Here is an 18,636-nt window from a genome sequence, read left to right on the forward strand (position 1 = left end):
GAGAGGCGGGTGACCACTATGTCCGACCAACGCATCGTGCGTGCCGCCGCGGTCCAGATCGCACCGGATTTCGAGCGCAGCGGCGGCACCCTCGAGAAGGTATGCGAGGCCATCGAGAGAGCGGCGCGCGAAGGCGTGCAACTGATCGTATTCCCCGAAACCTTCGTGCCGTACTACCCGTACTTTTCATTCGTGCGTCCACCGGTTGCTTCCGGCGCCGATCACATGAAGCTCTACGAGGAAGCCGTGATCGTGCCGGGCCCGGTGACGCAAGCGGTGGCCGAGCAGGCGCGTTTGCATCGGATGGTGGTGGTGCTCGGCGTCAATGAGCGCGATCACGGCAGCCTCTACAACACGCAGTTGATCTTCGACGTGGACGGTCAACTGGTGCTCAAACGTCGCAAGATCACGCCGACGTTTCATGAACGGATGATCTGGGGGCAGGGCGATGCGGCCGGCCTGAAGGTCGCGCAAACGGCGGTGGCGCGTGTCGGCGCGCTCGCGTGCTGGGAGCATTACAACCCGCTCGCGCGCTATGCGTTGATGACGCAGCACGAGGAGATTCATTGCAGCCAGTTTCCCGGCTCACTGGTAGGACCGATCTTCGCCGATCAGATCGAAGTGACGATCCGGCATCACGCACTGGAGTCGGGCTGTTTCGTGGTCAATGCAACGGGCTGGCTGAGCGAAGCGCAGATTGCCTCGGTCACACCCGATACGAATTTGCAGAAGGCGCTGCGTGGCGGCTGCAACACCGCGATCGTGTCGCCGGAAGGACAGCATCTGGCGCAGCCGCTGCGTGAAGGCGAAGGCATGGTGATCGCCGATCTTGACATGGCCTTGATCACCAAGCGCAAACGCATGATGGATTCGGTCGGTCACTACGCGCGGCCGGAATTGCTGAGTCTTGCGATCAACCGGCGGCCGGCGGAAACCGTCGCGCCGATGCCGGCCTGGTCCAGTGCTTCGGGCACGGGTTTTAATTCAAACGAGGGATGGCGTGATGAACTCCAGCGAGACACTGTCGGCAGCGAGCCGGCAATTGATGACTGAATTGCAGTCGGCCGGTTTGCGGCTCGTGTCTCCGGATGCGGGCGCCGCGAGCAGGCGCGGCGGCGCGGGACCTTCGGACCACAAGGCGGTGACGGTGGACGGCGTGACGATCATGGTGCCGGTGCATACGAGCACCGCCTGGCACTCGCCGTTCGTCGCACAGACGCCGGACGCAAACGGCTCGAGCGCCTTGCTGCGCGGCACGATCCCGATTGCCAATATCAGCTTTCCCAAAGCGCCGCGCTTTTACGGCATGCAGACGCTCGACGGCGTGCCTTACTCGCACATTGCCGCGCTGCATAGTGCGGACGTGCTGGCCACGACGGTGCTGCAGACCTGCATTCGCTATGAGAGCCGCCGCAAGAGCTGCAAGTTCTGCGCGATTGGACAATCGCTCGCAGCAGGCCGCACGATTGCGCGCAAGACGCCGGAGCAATTGGCTGAAGTGGCGCGCGCGGCCGTATTGCTCGACGGCGTCAAGCATATGGTGCTGACCACCGGCACGCCGCCCACGTCCGATCGCGGCGCGCAGATTCTGTGCGAAAGCGCCTTCGCTATCAAAGCGGCCGTCGATCTGCCGATCCAGGCGCAATGCGAACCACCCGACGACGACCGTTGGTTCGCGCGTATGAAAGCGAGTGGCATCGATACGCTCGGCATGCATCTCGAAGTGGTGACGCCCGCGTTGCGCGAACGCATCATGCCGGGCAAGGCGAGCGTGCCGCTGGCGCGCTACATGGAAGCGTTCAAGGCGGCAGTTGCTGTGTTCGGACGCGGTCAGGTGAGTACGTACATACTCGCCGGTCTTGGTGATAGCGCGGAGGCCATTCTGTCCATGTCGCGCGAGTTGATCGAGCTTGGTGTCTATCCGTTCGTGGTGCCGTTCGTGCCGATCAGTGGGACGCCGCTCGAAGATCATCCCGCACCCACGCCTGAATTCATGAAGTCCGTTCTGCAACCGCTCGGCGCAATGCTAAACGTGGCCGCGATGCGCTCAAGCGATATCAAAGCCGGCTGCGGAAAATGCGGCGCGTGTTCGTCGTTGTCGTCGTACGAGGAGTGATCATGTTCGGTGAGGCGATCGCAGGCGAGGCACTGGAAGGCGACGTGGGTTTCGCACCCTATGCGCCGAGCGAATTCCGCATCAAGTGGACGACGCTGGATTGGGAGGCCGAGGAAGCGTACAAGTTGCGGCGCGCGGTGTTCTGCATCGAGCAGGGCATTTTTGTTGGCGATGATCGCGACGATATCGACACGCACGCGCAGCAACTGGTGGCAGTGAGCTGTGTCGCCGGCATGCCGGAGCAGGTGGTCGGCACGGTGCGGATTCATCGCGATGAGGGCAACGTGTGGTTCGGTTCACGTCTTGCCGTACATGCTGCGTTTCGCCGCCATGGAAAAATCGGTGCGACGCTGATTCGCCTCGCGGTGAGCAGCGCCCATGCGCTCGGCTGCGAGACTTTTCTCGCCCACGTGCAGAGCCAGAACGTGCCGCTCTTTTGCGCGATGCATTGGGACGTGCTTGCAGAGGAAATGTTGTTGGGCCGGCCGCATCATCTGATGCAGGCGCAACTCGATTGGTATCCGCCGTGCGTGACGCCGTATAGCGGCTTCGTGACTCATACTCAACCGCATAGCGCAGCGTCCGCACGGAGCGCGGCATGACAAGCGTGGGCGATCTCGTCGCCAGCCTGCGCGAGAGTCGCGGGTTTCGGCACAAGACAGATATCGTCGACGTGATCGGCTCACTCGCCCGGCGTTTGCCTGGCGGCACGCAGGACCTCGCTCAGGCTGTTGCACTTGGCGACGATTGCGCGGCCATTGCCGATGGCGATGGCTACCTGTTGTTCGCGATCGAAGGCATGGTCAGCGATTTCGTGAGCGCTATGCCGTGGTTCGCCGGCTACAGCAGCGTGATGGTCAACATCAGCGATATCTACGCGATGGGCGGACGGCCGCTGGCGGTGGTCGATGCGCTATGGAGTCGGGGCATTGACGCCGCTGAGGAGGTGCTTGCCGGCATGGCGGCGGCTTCTGTTGCTTATGGCGTACCGATAGTCGGCGGTCATACGAATACGCGCAGCGACGCGGCGCAACTGGCGGTCTCGATCGCGGGGCGCGCGAAAGCGCTCTTGTCGAGCTTCAATGCGAAGCCTGGTGACCGCTTGATGATGGCCGTCGATCTGCGCGGGCACTTCGAGGAACCGTATCCGTTCTGGAATGCGTCGGTGGGTGCGCCGCCTGAACGTTTGAGAGCGGATCTCGAGCTGCTTGCGCAGTTAGCGGAAAGTGGCTTATGCGACGCGGCGAAGGACATCAGTATGGCCGGCACACTCGGCACGGCGCTGATGCTGCTCGAGTGCTCGAGAGTGGGTGCACGGATCGATCTTGAGCGTATTCCGAAGCCTGCGGACGTCCCCTTGGAGCGTTGGGTCACCGCATTTCCGAGCTTCGGCTATCTGCTATCGGTTCGGGAAGAGCAGGTGGACGCAGTGCAGGCGCAGTTCGATTCGCGTTCGCTCGCTTGCGCGGTGATCGGTTCGGTCGATGCGACGTGTGAGGTGGTTTTGCGTCACCACGATGAGCCGGCGGTGTTGTGGGATTTTAATCGCGAGCCGTTCATGATCGCGAAGGACGGTTTGCGATGAACCCGTTGCGTATCGCGTTGCTGACGCATTCTGTCAATCCGCGTGGCGGGGTTGTGCATACGCTTGAACTGGCGACCGCGTTGACCGCGCCCGGTCATGAGGTGACCGTGTTTGCGCCGGCTGCGCCGGGCGAGACGCTGTTTCGCCTGCCGCCATGCCGCGTGGTCTATGCGCCGATCACGCTATCGCAGACCAGCACGGTTGCCATGGTGGAGGCGCGTATCCATGCATTCAAGCAGACCTTGATGGAACACGACGCGTGGTCGTTTGATGTCTTGCACGCGCAGGACAGTATCAGCGGCAACGCACTCGCGGAACTGAGAGCGCAAGGACTCATTCGTGGTTTCATGCGCACCGTTCATCACCTGGATCATTTCGACGATCCCCGTCTTGCTGCATGGCAGCGGCGGGCGTACGAGGATGCGGAGCAAGTGTTGTGTGTCAGCGATACATGGACGCGAGAGATGCGTTCGACACTCGGTATTGCGGCGCTGACGGTGCCGAACGGTGTCGACATCGCGCGCTTCACGCCTGACCAAGACGAGCACGACGCGCAGATCACGCGGCGCTTGGGTATTGATAGTGGCCCGATCGTACTTTCAGTGGGCGGTATCGAAGCGCGCAAGAACACCCTCGCGCTGCTGGAAGCATTTGCGTTGGTGCTGCGCACGTTGCCGGGCGCGCAACTTGTGATTGCCGGCGGCGCGAGCCTGCTCGACCACGACGTCTACGCCCGTGGCGTGATTAAGCGAGCTGCGGAGTTGGGGCTGTCAATTGGCCCGGGCGAAAGCGTGGTCGTGACCGGGCCGCTCGAAGACGCCGCCATGCCCGCACTCTTTCGCAGCGCAGACGTGTTGTCGATGGTGTCGTTGCGCGAGGGCTTCGGTCTGGTGGTGCTGGAGGCGCTTGCTAGTGGCACGCCGGTGGTTGCCTCGGCAATCGCGCCGTTCACCGAGTATCTCGACGACTCCACGTGTTACTGGGCGAATCCGACCGATGTCGAGTCGATAGCGGCGGCGTTGCTACGTGCTCTCAGCGGCAGCGGTAGTCGTATTGATTTCGAGCAGGCCGTGCCCAGGTTACTCGCACGCTTTAGTTGGGCCGCAAGCGCGCGGCGTCACGTCGACGTATACCGCCAATTGCTGGCAGCGCGCGCGTTAGCTATTCATTGATCGATTGAGGATTTGCGATGCCTGTCATGCACTTTCGGATTCAGTGGCCCGATGGCGATGAAGCCAATTGTTATTCGCCATCGCTCGTCATTGGTGATTTCTTCAAACCTGGCGAGGCCTATGCGTTGGACGATTTCGTCGAACGTTCACGGCAGGCGTTAGGTATCGCTTCGGAGCGCGTGCGTGAGAAGTACGGCTTTGCCTGCTCGGCGGCGATGGATCAGCTCGCGCAGATCGAACGCGAAGCCGAGCGTTTTCGCGATCGACCCGAAGCGACCGTCAAGGTTATCGAATTCAGCTAGGCGCTTATTTTTGCAGAGGACGCATCATGTCGAATCCAACCCATCCTGGGCGCGCTGACGGGCATTACAGCGTGCTCGTCATCGGTGGCGGGCAGGCAGGCCTGTCGGTCAGCTATTACCTCAAGCAGGCCGGCATCGACCATCTGGTTGTGGAAAAGAACACGGTGACGCATACGTGGCGGCAGCAACGCTGGGACGCGTTCTGTCTCGTGACGCCGAACTGGCAGTGTGCGTTGCCCGGTTACCCCTACCTGGGAGACGATCCGCACGGGTTCATGAAGAAGGACGAGATCATCGGCTATCTCGACGGTTTCATCGCGCACGTCGAAGCACCGGTGATCGAGCACGCGGAAGTCAAACGCGTGAAGCAGCGCGACGACGGCGTCTATGCGATCGTGACCACGCAAGGCGATTTCACAGCGGATCAGGTCGTGGTCGCCTCGGGTGGCTATCACACGCCGATCGTGCCGCGTCTCGCCGAGCGCTTGCCCGCAAGCATCGTGCAGTTGCAATCGTCAGCGTATCGGAATCCAGAGACCTTGCCCGAAGGCGCGGTCATGGTGGTCGGCACGGGGCAATCCGGCGCGCAGATCGCAGAAGACTTGCATCTGGCTGGACGCAAAGTGGTGCTCGCGGTTGGCGAGGCGCCACGCTGTGCGCGCTTTTATCGGGGGCGTGACGTAGTCGATTGGCTCGCCGACATGCAGTACTACGACATGCCGGTCGAAAAACATCCGTTGCGCGAAGGCGTGCGCGACAACACCAATCACTATGTGACCGGCCGCGACGGCGGCCGCGACATCGATCTGCGCAAGTTCGCCGCTGAAGGCATGGAGCTATACGGCAGGCTCGACGACCTGCGCGACGGGCACCTCCATTTCGCACCGACGCTCGCGACCAATCTCGACGCCGCGGACGACACGTACAACCGGATCAACGCGAGCATCGATGGTTTCATTGAAAAGCATGGCATCGACGCACCGGTGGGTGAAGTCTACGAACCCGTCTGGAGACCAGCCGAAGAACGTACGACACTTGATCTCCACACTAGCGGCATTTCGGCAATTATCTGGTGCATCGGTTTTACTCCCGACTTTAGCTGGCTCGACGCGCCGGTGTTCAATGGTCGTGGTTATCCAGCGCATACCCGTGGCATTACGCCGATCGACGGTTTGTATTTCGTCGGTTTGCCGTGGCTGCATACATGGGGATCGGGGCGCTTCTCGGGCGTCGCGCGCGACGCGGAGTTCGTCGTACAGGCGATTCGAGAGAAAATGCGCGAGCGTGAGTCGGTGAGGTCGGCTGTGGCGGCTTGAGATTAAGGCTTACACATCAAGACGCGAAGACAAAAAAGCGGCCGCTGCTTTTTATCGCAGCGGCCGCTTCTTTTCGTACGGACTGAATCGAAACCGAACTGAAGCTTAGCTCCCCAGTGCCGGATCGCTCATGCTGCTCCGGCCGGTTTCCACGTGTCCGGCGAAGCGTCGTGCGAACGACGGATCCGTGTCGACGGTGATCACAAGGTCGTACCAGCCGTATGCGTTACGCAGATCGAGGTACAGCTGTTCAGTATCGCCGCCGCGCACCGAATGCTTGACCACGTTGTGCGCGTCATAGGCATTGACGATGGTGAACTGGCAGCGCGCGCTGCCCACATTTTCCAGTCGCAATTGCAGATTGCCGTTGGCGACGTCGTAGCCTTCGGCGACTTCCGGCCGTGCAATGTCGGAGCCGTGCCACCAGCTTCTTGCGACCGGCTTGCCCGCGAAGCGGCGCAGAAAACCGTTCGGGCCGTACACCGTGTAATCGTACGTGCCGTCGATATTCAACGGCAGTTGATCCTGCAACCGCTTGCCGGCTTCAACCGTGTAGGTCAGCGGCGCAGCGAGACCATTGGCTGCATAGACGAGAAACACGGCGCCCGCGCGGCCCGAATTGACGAAACGCATCGTCAGCTTGTTCTCCGCGCCTTCACCGTGCACGCGTACGAACAGTTCGTACGGCAGCGCGCGCGCCGGGCGCACGCCGGGTTCCTGCTTCGGCACGGCTTGTACGAGCGGCGGCAGCGGTACATAGTCCGGATGACGATTCTGATCGGGCGGCACATAGCCGGCCGTGCTCGGCAGAGTCGGGAACGCGTCGTTCGGGGTGCTGAAGTTGAACGCCGACATCAGATCGCCGCACACTGCACGACGCCACGGTGTGATGTTCGATTCGCCGAGATTGTGCTGCTGGCCGAAGCGCTTTTCGATAAAGCGGATCACCGACGTATGGTCGAACAGTTCCGAGCACACGTAGCCGCCTTTCGACCACGGCGAGACCACCAGCATCGGCACACGCGGTCCGAGTCCGTACGGACCCGCCGGCGTGTTGCCGCTGCCCGCATAGTTTTCATTGCTGGTGTCGACGGTCGACAAACCGTTTGCGCTCGATGCCGGCGCGAACGGCGGCGCCATATGATCGAAGAAGCCGTCGTTTTCGTCGTAATTGATCAGCAGTACCGTCTTGCTCCACACCTCAGGATTCGACGTGAGAATCTGCAGAACCTGATCGACATACCACGCACCGTAGTTCGACGGCCAGTTCGGGTGCTCGGAATACGCTTCCGGCGCGACGATCCACGAGACTTGCGGCAGCGCGTTGTTCTGCACGTCGCGCTTGAGGATGTCGAAGTAGCCGTCGCCATTCGCCACGTTCGTACCGGTACGGGCATTGTCGTACAGCGGGTTGCCCGGTTGCGCGTTGCGGTACTGATTGAAGTAGAGCAGCGAGTTATCGCCGTAGTTGCCGATGTACGGATTCTGCGTCCAGCCCCACGAGCCGCTGGCGTTGAGTCCTGTACCCATGTCCTGATAGATCTTCCAGGTGATGCCGGCGTTCTGCAGCACTTCCGGATATGTGGACCAGCCGTAGCCGAGTTCCGAGTTGTCGATCACCGGGCCGCCACCGTTGCCGTCGTTGCCGACCCAGCCGCTCCACATGTAGTAACGGTTCGGGTCGGTCGGGCCCATCAGCGAGCAGTGGTACGCGTCGCAGATCGTGAAGGCGTCGGCGAGTTGATAGTGAAACGGAATGTCGTCGCGCGTGAGGTAGGCCATCGTCGTGGTGCCCTTGGACGGCACCCATTGATCGTAGCGGCCACCGTTCCATGCAGCGTGCGTGCTGGTCCAGTCGTGTGCGAGGTCCTGCAGGAATTGCAGACCGAGATTCGGTGCCGTCGGGCGGAACGGCAACACATAGCCGACGTCCGCGGCAAGCGGCTGGTACCACACCGGCTTGCCGTTGGGCAGGTTGATTGCGCGCGTGTCGCCGAAACCGCGTACGCCCTTGAGCGTGCCGAAGTAGTGGTCGAACGAGCGGTTTTCCTGCATCAGCACGACGATATGCTCGACGTCGCGGATCGTGCCGGTCTTGTTGTTGGCGGGAATCGCGAGGGCGTTGCGAATGCCCAGCGGCAACATGCTCAACGCGGTGGCGGAACCGGCGGCGTGCGCGGCGGAGCGCAGAAAATCACGGCGATTTTTTGAAGTCATGGTTTTGGCTTTCGATCTTCATAAGAGGAACGAGCCATGCGGCGTGTGAGCCACGCGCCGCATGGGGCGCGGAACTCAATCTACGGTGTGGATGACGGGTGTAGCGAGCGGCGTCGAAGCGGCAGCGGACAGCGCCGCGTCGGCGCTTGATGCGGGCAGTGCTGGGGTTTGAATCGTGACTGCGGGTAACGCGGGTGAAGCGGAAGAAGGATTCGCTGACAGAACCTGTGAAGCGCCGCCGTTATCGCCGGCGCCGTCGGTAGAACTGGTGGTGCCCGTGTCCGGTGCGGGATCGTCGTTGCCGCAAGCGCCGAGCAGCATGCAGAGCGACACGGCGGCCAGTGCGCCCGCCAAACGTTTGCGATAGAAGGCAATGGACGGCTTCGACACAACAGACATGGCAATGTCTCCGGCACGGGGAGGATGCGCCAGGGCATCCACGCGCCCAGGTCAGCGATGCGCAAGAATAGTCGCTTACCTGTGTAACTTTTGTGAAGATGTGGAAATTTGGGTATTTGTTGAGAATTGGGCGTCGGTCAATCCTGGATCGCGACGATCGCCTCGATCTCGACGGTAATATTGCCCGGCAGGGAGCCCACGCCGACCGCCGAGCGGGAATGCCGACCGGCATCGCCGAATACATCGACGAACAGATCCGAGCAGCCGTTGATCACGCGCGGATGCTCGGTGAAATCCGGCGCCGCGTTGACCATGCCAAGCAGCTTGACGACCTGCTTCACGCGCCGTAAATCGCCCAGTTCGTTATGCAGCACGGCAAGCAGATTCAGGCCGACCATCTGAGCGTGCCGGTACGCTTCGTCCGCACTGACGGTGGCGCCGACCTTGCCGGTCATCAGCGAGCCGGATTCGTCGAGCGGACCCTGGCCGGATAGGAACAGCAGATTGCCCTCGCGCGTGCAGTGCGTGAAATTGCCGATCGGCGTCGGCACTTGCGGGAGCTTGAGGCCGCGCGTGTGCAGCCGGTCGTAGCAGTTCATCGGTGGGGAAGTGATGGTGAGCGGTCTTTAAGGAGTCAGCGTTGCGTGCGGGTTTGGAGTTAATGCTTCTTTAATGCTTCTTCGTGCTTCGGGCCCGGGGCGGCCTTACGCCGCCGGGTCCTGCTCGCGATGCCGCCAGCCGAGACGTGCTTCGATCCGGGCGGCCACCGCCTGGACGGCTTGCGCGAACCGTTCGGTGCCAAGCTCGGCTTTCGCCTCGGGCATCACGATCGAAATCGTGAAAACGCACGCGCCGGTGTTGTCGAGCACGGGCGCCGCGAGACACGCCACGGACGCATCCGATTCGCCGATCTGAATCGACAGCCGCGCCTCCAGCGCCTCGCGGGCAATCTGCGCGAGCACTTGCGGCCGGGTTTCCGCGCGACCGGTAGGCGAGCTTTGCGCGTGCTGCGCAAAAAACGCGACCCGTTCGGCATCCGGCAGGTGCCCGACGAGCAAGCGTCCCGACGCGGTCCAATTGAGCGGCACGCGGCTGCCCACTCGCGAGGTCACACGGAAGTGGCCCGGCCCTTCGGCCATTTGCTGGACGACCATCATGCCGTCTTCGAGTCCGCAGACCTGCACGGTTTCTTCGACTTCGGCGGAGAGCCGCTGCATTTCTTCATGAGCGACCGCGAGGTAGTCGAGCGAGCTGGCGTACGTCAAACCGTAACCGTACAGACGCGAGCCGAGCCAGATCGTGCCGTCCATGCGCCGCGCCAACAGGTTCTTCTCGACCAGATCGTTGATGATCGAATACACGGTGGACAGCGGCGCGCCGACCATGCGCGCGACTTCATACGCGGTGGCCGGGCGGTTTGCCTGCTGGAGTGCGTCGAGAATCTGCACGGCGCGCTCGATCGCGCTGGTGCGCGTGCGCGGCGCGGCAGCTTCAGCCTGTGCTTCGGTGCTGGCTGAAGCCGCCGCGGGTACTGCTTCGGACGCGGAAGGTCGGGACGTGCGAGCCATCGTGCTCCTCTGACGCGAGATGTTTTTGTCCAGTTGACGCAGGGTGATTGTATGCTAGACTGATCCGCAATTACAACATATATTCCATAATTAAGAAATACCCGGTCGGAGGCGCTTCATGGACATTCGCTCTCGCTTTGGCTTACGCCCTGTCATCAATGCTTCAGGCACGATGACGAGTCTGGGCGCGTCCATTGTCAGCGCGCCGGTAATCGACGCGGTGGCGCAGGTGCTGCCGCAATTCGTCGAGATCGACGATCTGCAACGCAGAGCCTCAGCGGCGATTGCCGAGGCGTGCGGCAGCGAAGCCGGGTATATCACCGCGTCGTGCTCGGCGGCGATCACGCTGTGCATCGCTGCCACCATGACGGGCGACGACCACGGCCTGATCGAACGGCTGCCCGATACGAGCGCCCTGCAGCGCAACGAAGTCGTGATTCAAACCGGTCACCTCGTCAATTATGGCGCACCGGTGGACCAGGCGATCCGTTTGTCCGGCGCGCGCGTCGTGCCGGTGGGCGCGGCAACCGAAGCGCACGGCTACCAGTTGAATACCGGCATCACCGAACGCACGGCTGCGGCGCTTTACGTGGTTTCGCATCATACGGTGCAATTCGGCATGATCCCGCTCGAAGAATTCATTGCGGTTGCGCACGCGAAGGGTGTGCCTGTGATCGTCGACGCGGCTTCCGAATACGACCTCAAACGCTTTATCGAAGCCGGCGCTGATTTTGCGCTTTATTCGGCGCACAAATTTCTTGGCGGACTGACTGCCGGCATCGTCGCGGGCAAGAAAACGCTGGTACGTGCCGCGTATTTCCAGAACGGCGGCATTGGCCGCGGCATGAAAGTCGGCAAGGAAGGCATTGTGGGCGCGATTACCGCGCTCGAACAATGGCAGCAGCGCGACCATGTCGCGGTTCGCGCTCGCGAACGCGGCTATCTCACGCTGTGGCGCGAGACCTTGAATCGTTGCGACGGCGTCTGGGCTGAGATCGACGCCGACCCGACCGGCAATCCGCTCGATCGTCTGAAACTGCATATCGATCCCCGGCAGGCCCGTATCACTGCATGGGATCTCGCCGATGCGCTCGCGCGGCCGTCCGAAGGCGAGGCGCCGGTGATCGTGCGTGATCATGAAGCGGAACTGCATTTCTTTTTCATCGACCCGTGCAATCTGCACCCGGGCGAAGAGCAGACCGTACTGGCGCGGCTGACTGCCGAGCTCGAGCGCGCACGACAGTCGCCCGAACCCGTGGTTACGCCGTTTTACCAGCGCGACGCGCGCCGCATTGCGGCGCGCCGTAATTGGCCGGGTTGATTCTCTCCCGGTTCATATCGATTGATCGATGACCGTTGTTTGACCGTAGCGCCGGATTTAATTCCGGTGCCGCTTTGACTTGCCCGCTTAGTACTACTCATATCGCCGGAACACCATTGTGTGACCGGCGTTCGCTTTTCTTTCGACTTGAGGAAACCATGATGCACAAGCAGATTCTTCGTACGGCCATCGCTTTCGCTGCCGCCGGACTCGCCGCGCAGGCCGCCCACGCACAAAGCAGCGTGACGCTGTACGGCATTGTCGATGCCGGCTTTACCTTCACCAATAATCAGAAGGGTGAGAAGGCTTATCAGGCGACGCAGGGTAATGTGCAGGGCTCGCGTTGGGGCCTGCTCGGCAGCGAAGATCTGGGCGGCGGCAACAAGGTTCTGTTCAAGCTCGAAAACGGCTTCAGCCTGGAGAGTGGCGCAGCCGGTCAGGGCGGCCGCATCTTTGGCCGTAGCGCATGGGTGGCGCTCTCCAACAGCAAGGCCGGTACGATCACGCTCGGCCGTCAGTACAACAGCGTGCAGGACTATCTGTCGAACATGCAGATCAATGGCGTCGGCGCGATGAGCCAGTATGGCAACGCGATCTACGACAACGACGATATCAACAACACGTACCGCACCAACAATGCGGTCAAGTACACCACGCCGACCTATGCGGGTTTCACCGCGAACGCAATGTACGCGTTCTCGAACACGGCGGGTGAGTTCGCCAACAATCGCGCATGGAGCGTCGGCGCCGATTACGTGAACGGTCCGCTGCACCTGGACGCGGCATACTCGCTGGTCAATCAGCCGGCTACCAGCACCGCGGGTGCGGCGCCGTCTGACAACTACTACAGCACCAGTTCGTCGATCATCAGCGGCGTGAAGCGCAACCAGGTGTGGGGCGCGGGCGGTTCGTACGTGTTCGGCCCGGCAACCGTCGCGCTGCTGTACACGAACTCGCAGTTCCAGTTGTTGAGCGGCGGCAGCCTGCGTTTCGCCAACTACGAAGCCAGCCTGAAGTATCAGTTCACGCCGGCTACCTTGCTCGCGCTCGGCTACATCTACACGACGCAGAACACCAGCGGCACTACGGCAACCAACGCTCACTACAACCAGCTGAGCGTGGGCGGCGAGTACTTTCTGTCGAAGACCACGGACCTCTACCTGAACGGCATCTACCAACGCGCGTCCGGTTCGCACGCATGGGTCGAAGGCATTTCGAATCCGTCGAGCAACAACGGCCAGTTCGTGACCGTCGCCGGCATCCGTCACAAGTTCTAAGTCTGTCGCCCGCGCCGCTGCGCATACAACATTCCGGCTAACGGAAGCTGCGGCGCGGCTCTTTCTCTTCAGGAGCACCTATGGCGACCGTTCAAGGAAGTCTGTTACTCGTCTATGCATTGATTGCCATCATCGCGCTGGTCGTGTTGATCGCGCGCTTCAAGATGAATCCGTTCATCACGTTGATGATGGTGTCGGTGGCGTTGGCACTTGCCGTCGGTATGCCGGCGACATCGATTCTCAAGTCGTTCGAAACCGGCGTGGGCGGAACGCTTGGCCATATTGCCATCGTGGTTGGGCTCGGTACGATGCTCGGCAAGATGATGGCCGAATCGGGCGGTGCGGAACGTATCGCGCGTACGCTGATCGACCTGTTTGGGCCGAAGAACGTGCATTGGGCGATGATGTGCATCGCGTTCCTCGTCGGCCTGCCGGTGTTTTTTGAAGTCGGTTTCGTGCTGCTGATTCCGATTGCATTCAACGTCGCTCAGCGGACCGGTACGTCGATGATTCGCGTCGGCATTCCGATGGTGGCGGGTTTGTCCGTCGTGCACGGTCTGATTCCGCCGCACCCGGCTGCGTTGCTCGCGGTCACGGCCTACAACGCGGATATCGGTCACACGATTTTCTACGCGCTGATTGTCGGCATTCCGACCGCGGCTGTGGCCGGCCCGCTGTTCTCGAAGCTGATCGCGCGCTTTGTCGTGCTCGACGGCTTTAACCCGATGGCGCAGCAGTTCATCGAACAGGACGCGAAGCGCTCGCATCAGGAACTGCCGGGCTTCGGCATTACGTTGTTGACGGTGCTGTTGCCGGTGTTGTTGATGCTGGTCGGCAGTTGGGCGGATTTGATTGTGCCGGCCAAATCGTCGATGAACAACGCGCTGCGTCTGATCGGCCATCCTGACATGGCTCTGTTGCTGGCCGTGCTGTTGAGCTTCTACACGTTCGGCAAGTCGCGTGGCTTTAATCGCGAGCAGATCCTCAAGTTCACCAACGAGTGTCTGGCGCCGACGGCAAGTATCACGCTGGTGGTGGGAGCGGGCGCGGGCTTCGGGCGCATCCTGATCGATAGCGGCGCGTCGAAGGCGATCGTCGATGTCGCGACGGGCGCGCATGTGCCGCTGCTGATTCTCGCGTGGCTGGTGGCGGCGTTGATTCGTGTGGCGACGGGTTCGGCGACTGTGGCAATGGCAACGGCGGCCGGCATCATTGCACCGATCGCGGCAGCGGCGGTGGGTACGGCGGGCGGTGTGCGGCCCGAGTTGCTGGTGCTGGCCACCGGCGCGGGATCGCTGATTCTGTCGCACGTGAACGACGGCGGGTTCTGGCTGGTGAAGGAGTACTTCGGGATGACTGTGCCGCAAACCTTCAAGACGTGGACCGTTTGCGAAACGATCATTTCGGTCACGGCGCTCGTATTGACGTTGGGACTTTCGACCGTGATTTGAGCGGGGAGAGGTAGAAACGCCGCTGCCCATCCATCGGGCAGCGGCCACGTTGCGCCTTACTTCTCGATGTTCAGAAAAGGCAGCGGCGCACCGGCGCCCATATAGGTCGGCAGCTTGCCGTCCCAGCGATTGATCGCCTGCAACTGCAGATACTCCTGTCCGCCGTTGGTCTTGACGGCCTGCGCCTGAATCGCGATCGATTCCGCTTCACCGCGTGCCTTGGCAATCTGCTGATCCGCTTCGAACTTCACGCGCGCGAGTTCGCGCTCGGCCTGTTCGGCGCGCTGGCTGGCGGTGACCTTCGCCTCGATCGCCTGATCGAATGCGGCGCTGAACTTGAAGTTGGTGATGTTGATGTCCTGAATCAGAAAGCCGTAGCCTTTGAGCTTGGTGATCAAGCCGCTCATGATGTCGGTCGATACCTGCTGGCGCTTTGTGACGAGTTCTTCCGCGGTGTAGCGCGCGGCGACCGCCTTGAACACTTCGAACATCGCAGGCTGCACATACGACGCCTCATATTCGAGCGACGGCGCCATCGCAAACAGTGCGCGAACCTTGTTGGGATCGACGCGATAGTTCATCGTCAGGTCGGTATGCACCGACTGCAGATCTTTCGATGCAGCTTGCGCGCCTTCTACCTTGGCGACGTCGAGTCCAATGAATACCTCATGCACGCGCGATACCGGGCTGACGAGGTGAGGGCCCTCGGACAGCGTGTCCGATTCGATATGTCCGAAGGTTGTTACCACGCCGATGCGCGATTGCGAGACCTGCGTAAAGCACGAAAACAGCATGCCGACAGCTACAACCAGGACGAATGTGATAACGCCGTAGCGCATTTGCGGCTCATGGTCTTTGCGCAGCGATTTAGAAGCGAATACAGCTGCCGCGCCGATAATGGCGGCGAAGAAAAGAACAACAATAATCTGGCCCATGTCGATGATCTATCAGGTGAGAGAACACAAAAGGAGAGAAAGACCGGTTGGTTACACACGTCGTTCGACCGGCCTTATGCGGAGGTGAGACGGAAAGCGGAAAGAGCGTTTGGCGAATCTGAAATGGGAACGAACTGGCTGAGCCGCCCGGCGCGGCGCGATGAGCGCACTCAATAGACCGTATGACCGAGTGTTATCAAAGAACGCCAGTTTGTTCGTTTGCATTGAAGCGGTGCGAAATCATTAAGCGAATTTGTTGTTTTTTATGTTTCTGGTGATTAAGGAAATCAGCGAAGTTGTGGCGAAGTCTACAAGCATATTGAATGCTTGTGCAACGGTATCTTTTAGAGCGGGGGATTAAAGCGCTTGATCGTGGAGGTGCTTTGCGAGTGGCACGCTTTTCTATTTATGTCGCATAAAAAACTGCGCCGGGGGCGGCGCAGTTGTACGGCGTTTCGGTGCGGTCGTTTCGGGCTAGCGCTGTTTTGCAACGAACCCCGCAATCGCGTCATTCAACGCATCCGGTGCATCGCGATGTGGCGAGTGTCCGCAAGCATCGAGCTTCACCAATTGCGCATGCGGCACGCGCTCGCCGATCGTATCGATCTGCGCCATGGTGCCGTAGTTGTCGTCGTGGCCTTGCACTGCGAGTAAAGGTTGCCGGATGGCGGCGAGTTCATCCACGATGCGCCATTCCCTGAACGCCGGATTCAGCCAGATATCGTTCCAGCCGTAGAACGCGGAATCGACGTCGGCGTGATAGCGGGCTAGCTTGCTGCGCAGATCGGTGGTCTCGTAGAGTTGCTTGGTTTGCGCGATGCTTTCCACAGATATGTCTTCGACGAATACATGCGGCGCGATTGCTATCGCGCCTGCCAATTCATCCGGATGCTGCGCCGCATAGAGCAGCGCGATCGAGCCGCCGTCGCTATGGCCGATCACCCACATGCGCTTGCGTTCCTGTGCGCCGATATCGAGCGCATCGAGCAAAGCGGGCAGGATGTCGCGCGCTTGTGAGGTCATGAAATCGACCGGCCATTTGACGTCGTGCGCACGCGGCGTGGATAGCCCATAGCCGGGTCGCGAATAAACGAGACCACGCATGCCGAGCCGCTCGCACAAGGCTTGCGGCCAGTCGCGCCACATCGCGATGGAACCCAGTCCTTCGTGCAGGAAGACGGCGATCGGTGCATTGGCCGCCGCTTCATTCACCCAGCGATATTCGATGCGCAACGGCCCATGCGATGCCGTGGCGGGCAGTTCTGCGAATTCGCTAGCAAGGGTTGCGGTTGCGGGGTTCTGCATGGATCACCTTATGACTGTTCGCGCAGTTTGAAGCGTTGAATCTTGCCGGTAGCGGTTTTCGGCAAATCGTCGACGAAGAGGATATCGCGCGGATACTTGTGCGGCGCGAGCCGTCCCTTGACGAAATTCTTCAACTCATCCGCGAGTATCTCAGACGGTGTGAATTCACGCTTCAGCACCACGAACGCGCGGGTCTTCACGAGGCCGCCGTGATCGACACCGACCACCGCGGCTTCCAGCACCGCGTCGTGCTGCACCAGAACCATCTCCACTTCGACGGGCGATACGTACTGGCCGCTCACTTTCAGCATGTCGTCGCTGCGGCCCGCGTACACGTAACAGCCGTTCGCGAGACGACGGTACTTATCTCCGCTGCGGATCCACTCGCCGAGGAACGTGGCGCGCGACTTCTCGCGATTGCTCCAGTACATGAGTGCCGCGCTCGGTCCTTTGATAAACAGATCGCCGACTTCGTCGTCGGGCACCGGATGTCCGGCTTCGTCGCGTAATTCGACTTCATAGCCGGGAACGGGCCGGCCCGTGGTGCCGTACTCGACTTCGCCCGCGCGATTCGACAGGAAGATATGCAGCATCTCGGTCGAACCGATGCCGTCGAGAATTTCGCAGCCGAAGTGCGCGGTGAAGCGCTCGCCAATTTCACGCGGCAGCGCTTCGCCCGCCGAGGTGCACACGCGCATCGCGACATCGGCGCGCGCGGGCAGGTTGGGCGAGACGAGCATGCTCGCGTAGAGCGTCGGTACGCCGTAAAAAATGGTCGGGCGATACCGCACGAGGCGCGTGAAAATCGCGTCGGCGGTGGGACGCTCGGCCATCAATACAGCCGTGGCGCCAACCGAAAGCGGGAACGTCAAGCCATTGCCCAAACCATATGCAAAGAACAACTTGGCCGCCGAGAAAACCACATCGCTTTCGACGATGCCAAGAATCGGCTTCGCGTACAACTCGGCAGTCCAGTACAGATTTGCGTGCGTATGGACGGTGCCTTTCGGTTTGCCCGTCGAGCCGGACGAATACAGCCAGAACGCGATATCGTCGCAACCTGTCGCAGAAGGCTTGGTGGCCGGTGTGGCCGCGTCGATCAGATCTTTAAGCAATGGCGCCGTTACAGGCTCGCCTTCAGGCGGCTGTGAAACGATCAACTGGCAACCGTCGTGTTCGGTCGTATCCATCGCCTGCGTGACATTCGGCAGCAATGCGCCGGATGCGATCACGGCGCGCGCATGGCTGTGCGTCAGCATGTACACATAGTCGGCCGTGGTGAGCAAGGTGTTCGCGACGACCGGCACGACGCCCGCATAGAGCGCACCGAGAAAGGCGATTGGCAGTTCGATGGTGTCGAGCATCACCAGCAGCACGCGTTCTTCCGGATGCACACCAAGCGTGCGCAGTGCGCTTGCGAAGCGCCGGGCCCGTTCTTCGAGTTCGCCGTAGGTGGTCGTGCCGGTGTCGTCGATATAGGCAGTCTTGGCGGCGCGCGCTTCATTCAGTCCAAACAGGTAGGCCGCGAAATTGAATAGCGCGGGCGGCGGTTCGACAGTCGGGGCGGGCCGACTCGCAGCCGTTTCCAGCAGGGCTTCCATATGTCTCCTCCATCGGGTGGGGGCGGTCTGGCGGTTATGTGCTCTTGATCCGCTCGATGCTTACTGTTTGA

The 18,636-nt window shown here is 61.2% G+C and carries 17 protein-coding genes; 10 read left to right on the plus strand and 7 right to left on the minus strand.

The window, feature by feature from the left end; genetic code table 11:
• Nucleotides 1-18: 18 nt before the first annotated feature.
• Genes M0D68_RS26240 through M0D68_RS26270 form a run of 7 tightly spaced genes read left to right on the plus strand, consistent with a single transcriptional unit; the run spans nucleotide 19 to nucleotide 6,491 of the window.
• Complete coding sequence (locus M0D68_RS26240) at nucleotides 19-1,053, plus strand: Nit6803 family nitrilase (protein ID WP_266225820.1); 1,035 nt, start codon at nucleotides 19-21, stop codon at nucleotides 1,051-1,053.
• Entirely contained in the window at nucleotides 1,046-2,116 is a 1,071-nt protein-coding gene (locus M0D68_RS26245) for an MSMEG_0568 family radical SAM protein (RefSeq protein WP_200618950.1), read from the plus strand. Before M0D68_RS26240 ends, M0D68_RS26245 begins: the two co-directional genes overlap by 8 nt.
• Nucleotides 2,117-2,118: 2 nt before the next feature.
• Nucleotides 2,119-2,718 carry an MSMEG_0567/Sll0786 family nitrogen starvation N-acetyltransferase gene (locus tag M0D68_RS26250; protein ID WP_200651099.1) on the plus strand — a complete coding sequence of 200 codons (600 nt, stop codon included), beginning with the start codon at nucleotides 2,119-2,121 and terminating at the stop codon, nucleotides 2,716-2,718.
• Nucleotides 2,715-3,701 carry a sll0787 family AIR synthase-like protein gene (locus tag M0D68_RS26255; RefSeq protein ID WP_266225822.1) on the plus strand — a complete coding sequence of 329 codons (987 nt, stop codon included), beginning with the start codon at nucleotides 2,715-2,717 and terminating at the stop codon, nucleotides 3,699-3,701. The genes M0D68_RS26250 and M0D68_RS26255 overlap by 4 nt, the downstream gene beginning before the upstream one ends.
• Entirely contained in the window at nucleotides 3,698-4,873 is a 1,176-nt protein-coding gene (locus M0D68_RS26260) for an MSMEG_0565 family glycosyltransferase (protein WP_266225824.1), read from the plus strand. The genes M0D68_RS26255 and M0D68_RS26260 overlap by 4 nt, the downstream gene beginning before the upstream one ends.
• Before the next feature lie 17 nt (nucleotides 4,874-4,890).
• Nucleotides 4,891-5,175, plus strand: a complete 285-nt coding sequence (locus M0D68_RS26265) for an MSMEG_0570 family nitrogen starvation response protein (protein WP_093643161.1) — start codon at nucleotides 4,891-4,893, stop codon at nucleotides 5,173-5,175.
• Nucleotides 5,176-5,201: 26 nt separating this feature from the next.
• Complete coding sequence (locus M0D68_RS26270) at nucleotides 5,202-6,491, plus strand: MSMEG_0569 family flavin-dependent oxidoreductase (protein ID WP_093643158.1); 1,290 nt, start codon at nucleotides 5,202-5,204, stop codon at nucleotides 6,489-6,491.
• Between the two features lie 105 nt (nucleotides 6,492-6,596).
• On the opposite strand, the gene M0D68_RS26275 is transcribed toward M0D68_RS26270, so the two are convergent.
• The 4 genes from M0D68_RS26275 to M0D68_RS26290 all read right to left on the minus strand — a co-directional run bounded on the left by M0D68_RS26275 (nucleotide 6,597) and on the right by M0D68_RS26290 (nucleotide 10,675).
• Nucleotides 6,597-8,708, minus strand: a complete 2,112-nt coding sequence (locus tag M0D68_RS26275; protein WP_211707851.1) for a phosphocholine-specific phospholipase C — start codon at nucleotides 8,706-8,708, stop codon at nucleotides 6,597-6,599.
• Between the two features lie 75 nt (nucleotides 8,709-8,783).
• Nucleotides 8,784-9,107, minus strand: a complete 324-nt coding sequence (locus M0D68_RS26280; protein ID WP_211707852.1) for a hypothetical protein — start codon at nucleotides 9,105-9,107, stop codon at nucleotides 8,784-8,786.
• A 137-nt stretch (nucleotides 9,108-9,244) separates the two neighbouring features.
• Nucleotides 9,245-9,706: a RidA family protein gene (locus tag M0D68_RS26285; RefSeq protein WP_054040495.1), complete on the minus strand. Its 462-nt coding sequence runs from the start codon at nucleotides 9,704-9,706 to the stop codon at nucleotides 9,245-9,247.
• A gap of 105 nt (nucleotides 9,707-9,811) precedes the next feature.
• Nucleotides 9,812-10,675, minus strand: coding sequence for an IclR family transcriptional regulator (locus M0D68_RS26290; RefSeq protein ID WP_200651105.1), 864 nt, complete (start codon nucleotides 10,673-10,675; stop codon nucleotides 9,812-9,814).
• Between the two features lie 118 nt (nucleotides 10,676-10,793).
• Here M0D68_RS26290 and M0D68_RS26295 point away from each other — a divergent pair, with 118 nt between their 5' ends.
• The 3 genes from M0D68_RS26295 (at nucleotide 10,794) to M0D68_RS26305 (ending at nucleotide 14,724) form a co-directional block, all read left to right on the plus strand.
• The gene (locus tag M0D68_RS26295; protein WP_211707853.1) at nucleotides 10,794-11,996 is read left to right on the plus strand and encodes an aminotransferase class V-fold PLP-dependent enzyme; all 1,203 of its coding nucleotides are present in this window, start codon (nucleotides 10,794-10,796) and stop codon (nucleotides 11,994-11,996) included.
• Between the two features lie 161 nt (nucleotides 11,997-12,157).
• Entirely contained in the window at nucleotides 12,158-13,273 is a 1,116-nt protein-coding gene (locus M0D68_RS26300) for a porin (protein ID WP_200651138.1), read from the plus strand.
• A gap of 80 nt (nucleotides 13,274-13,353) precedes the next feature.
• Nucleotides 13,354-14,724, plus strand: coding sequence for a gluconate:H+ symporter (locus M0D68_RS26305; protein ID WP_093643140.1), 1,371 nt, complete (start codon nucleotides 13,354-13,356; stop codon nucleotides 14,722-14,724).
• A 56-nt stretch (nucleotides 14,725-14,780) separates the two neighbouring features.
• On the opposite strand, the gene M0D68_RS26310 is transcribed toward M0D68_RS26305, so the two are convergent.
• The 3 genes from M0D68_RS26310 to M0D68_RS26320 all read right to left on the minus strand — a co-directional run bounded on the left by M0D68_RS26310 (nucleotide 14,781) and on the right by M0D68_RS26320 (nucleotide 18,565).
• Nucleotides 14,781-15,659, minus strand: coding sequence for a prohibitin family protein (locus tag M0D68_RS26310; RefSeq protein WP_093643137.1), 879 nt, complete (start codon nucleotides 15,657-15,659; stop codon nucleotides 14,781-14,783).
• A gap of 474 nt (nucleotides 15,660-16,133) precedes the next feature.
• Complete coding sequence (locus tag M0D68_RS26315) at nucleotides 16,134-16,964, minus strand: alpha/beta fold hydrolase (protein ID WP_200651107.1); 831 nt, start codon at nucleotides 16,962-16,964, stop codon at nucleotides 16,134-16,136.
• 8 nt (nucleotides 16,965-16,972) lie between these two features.
• Complete coding sequence (locus tag M0D68_RS26320; RefSeq protein WP_266225828.1) at nucleotides 16,973-18,565, minus strand: benzoate-CoA ligase family protein; 1,593 nt, start codon at nucleotides 18,563-18,565, stop codon at nucleotides 16,973-16,975.
• Nucleotides 18,566-18,636 lie beyond the last annotated feature (71 nt).

This window comes from Paraburkholderia sp. SEWSISQ10-3 4, from assembly GCF_030464785.1.
In the GTDB taxonomy this organism is placed as follows: domain Bacteria; phylum Pseudomonadota; class Gammaproteobacteria; order Burkholderiales; family Burkholderiaceae; genus Paraburkholderia; species Paraburkholderia aspalathi.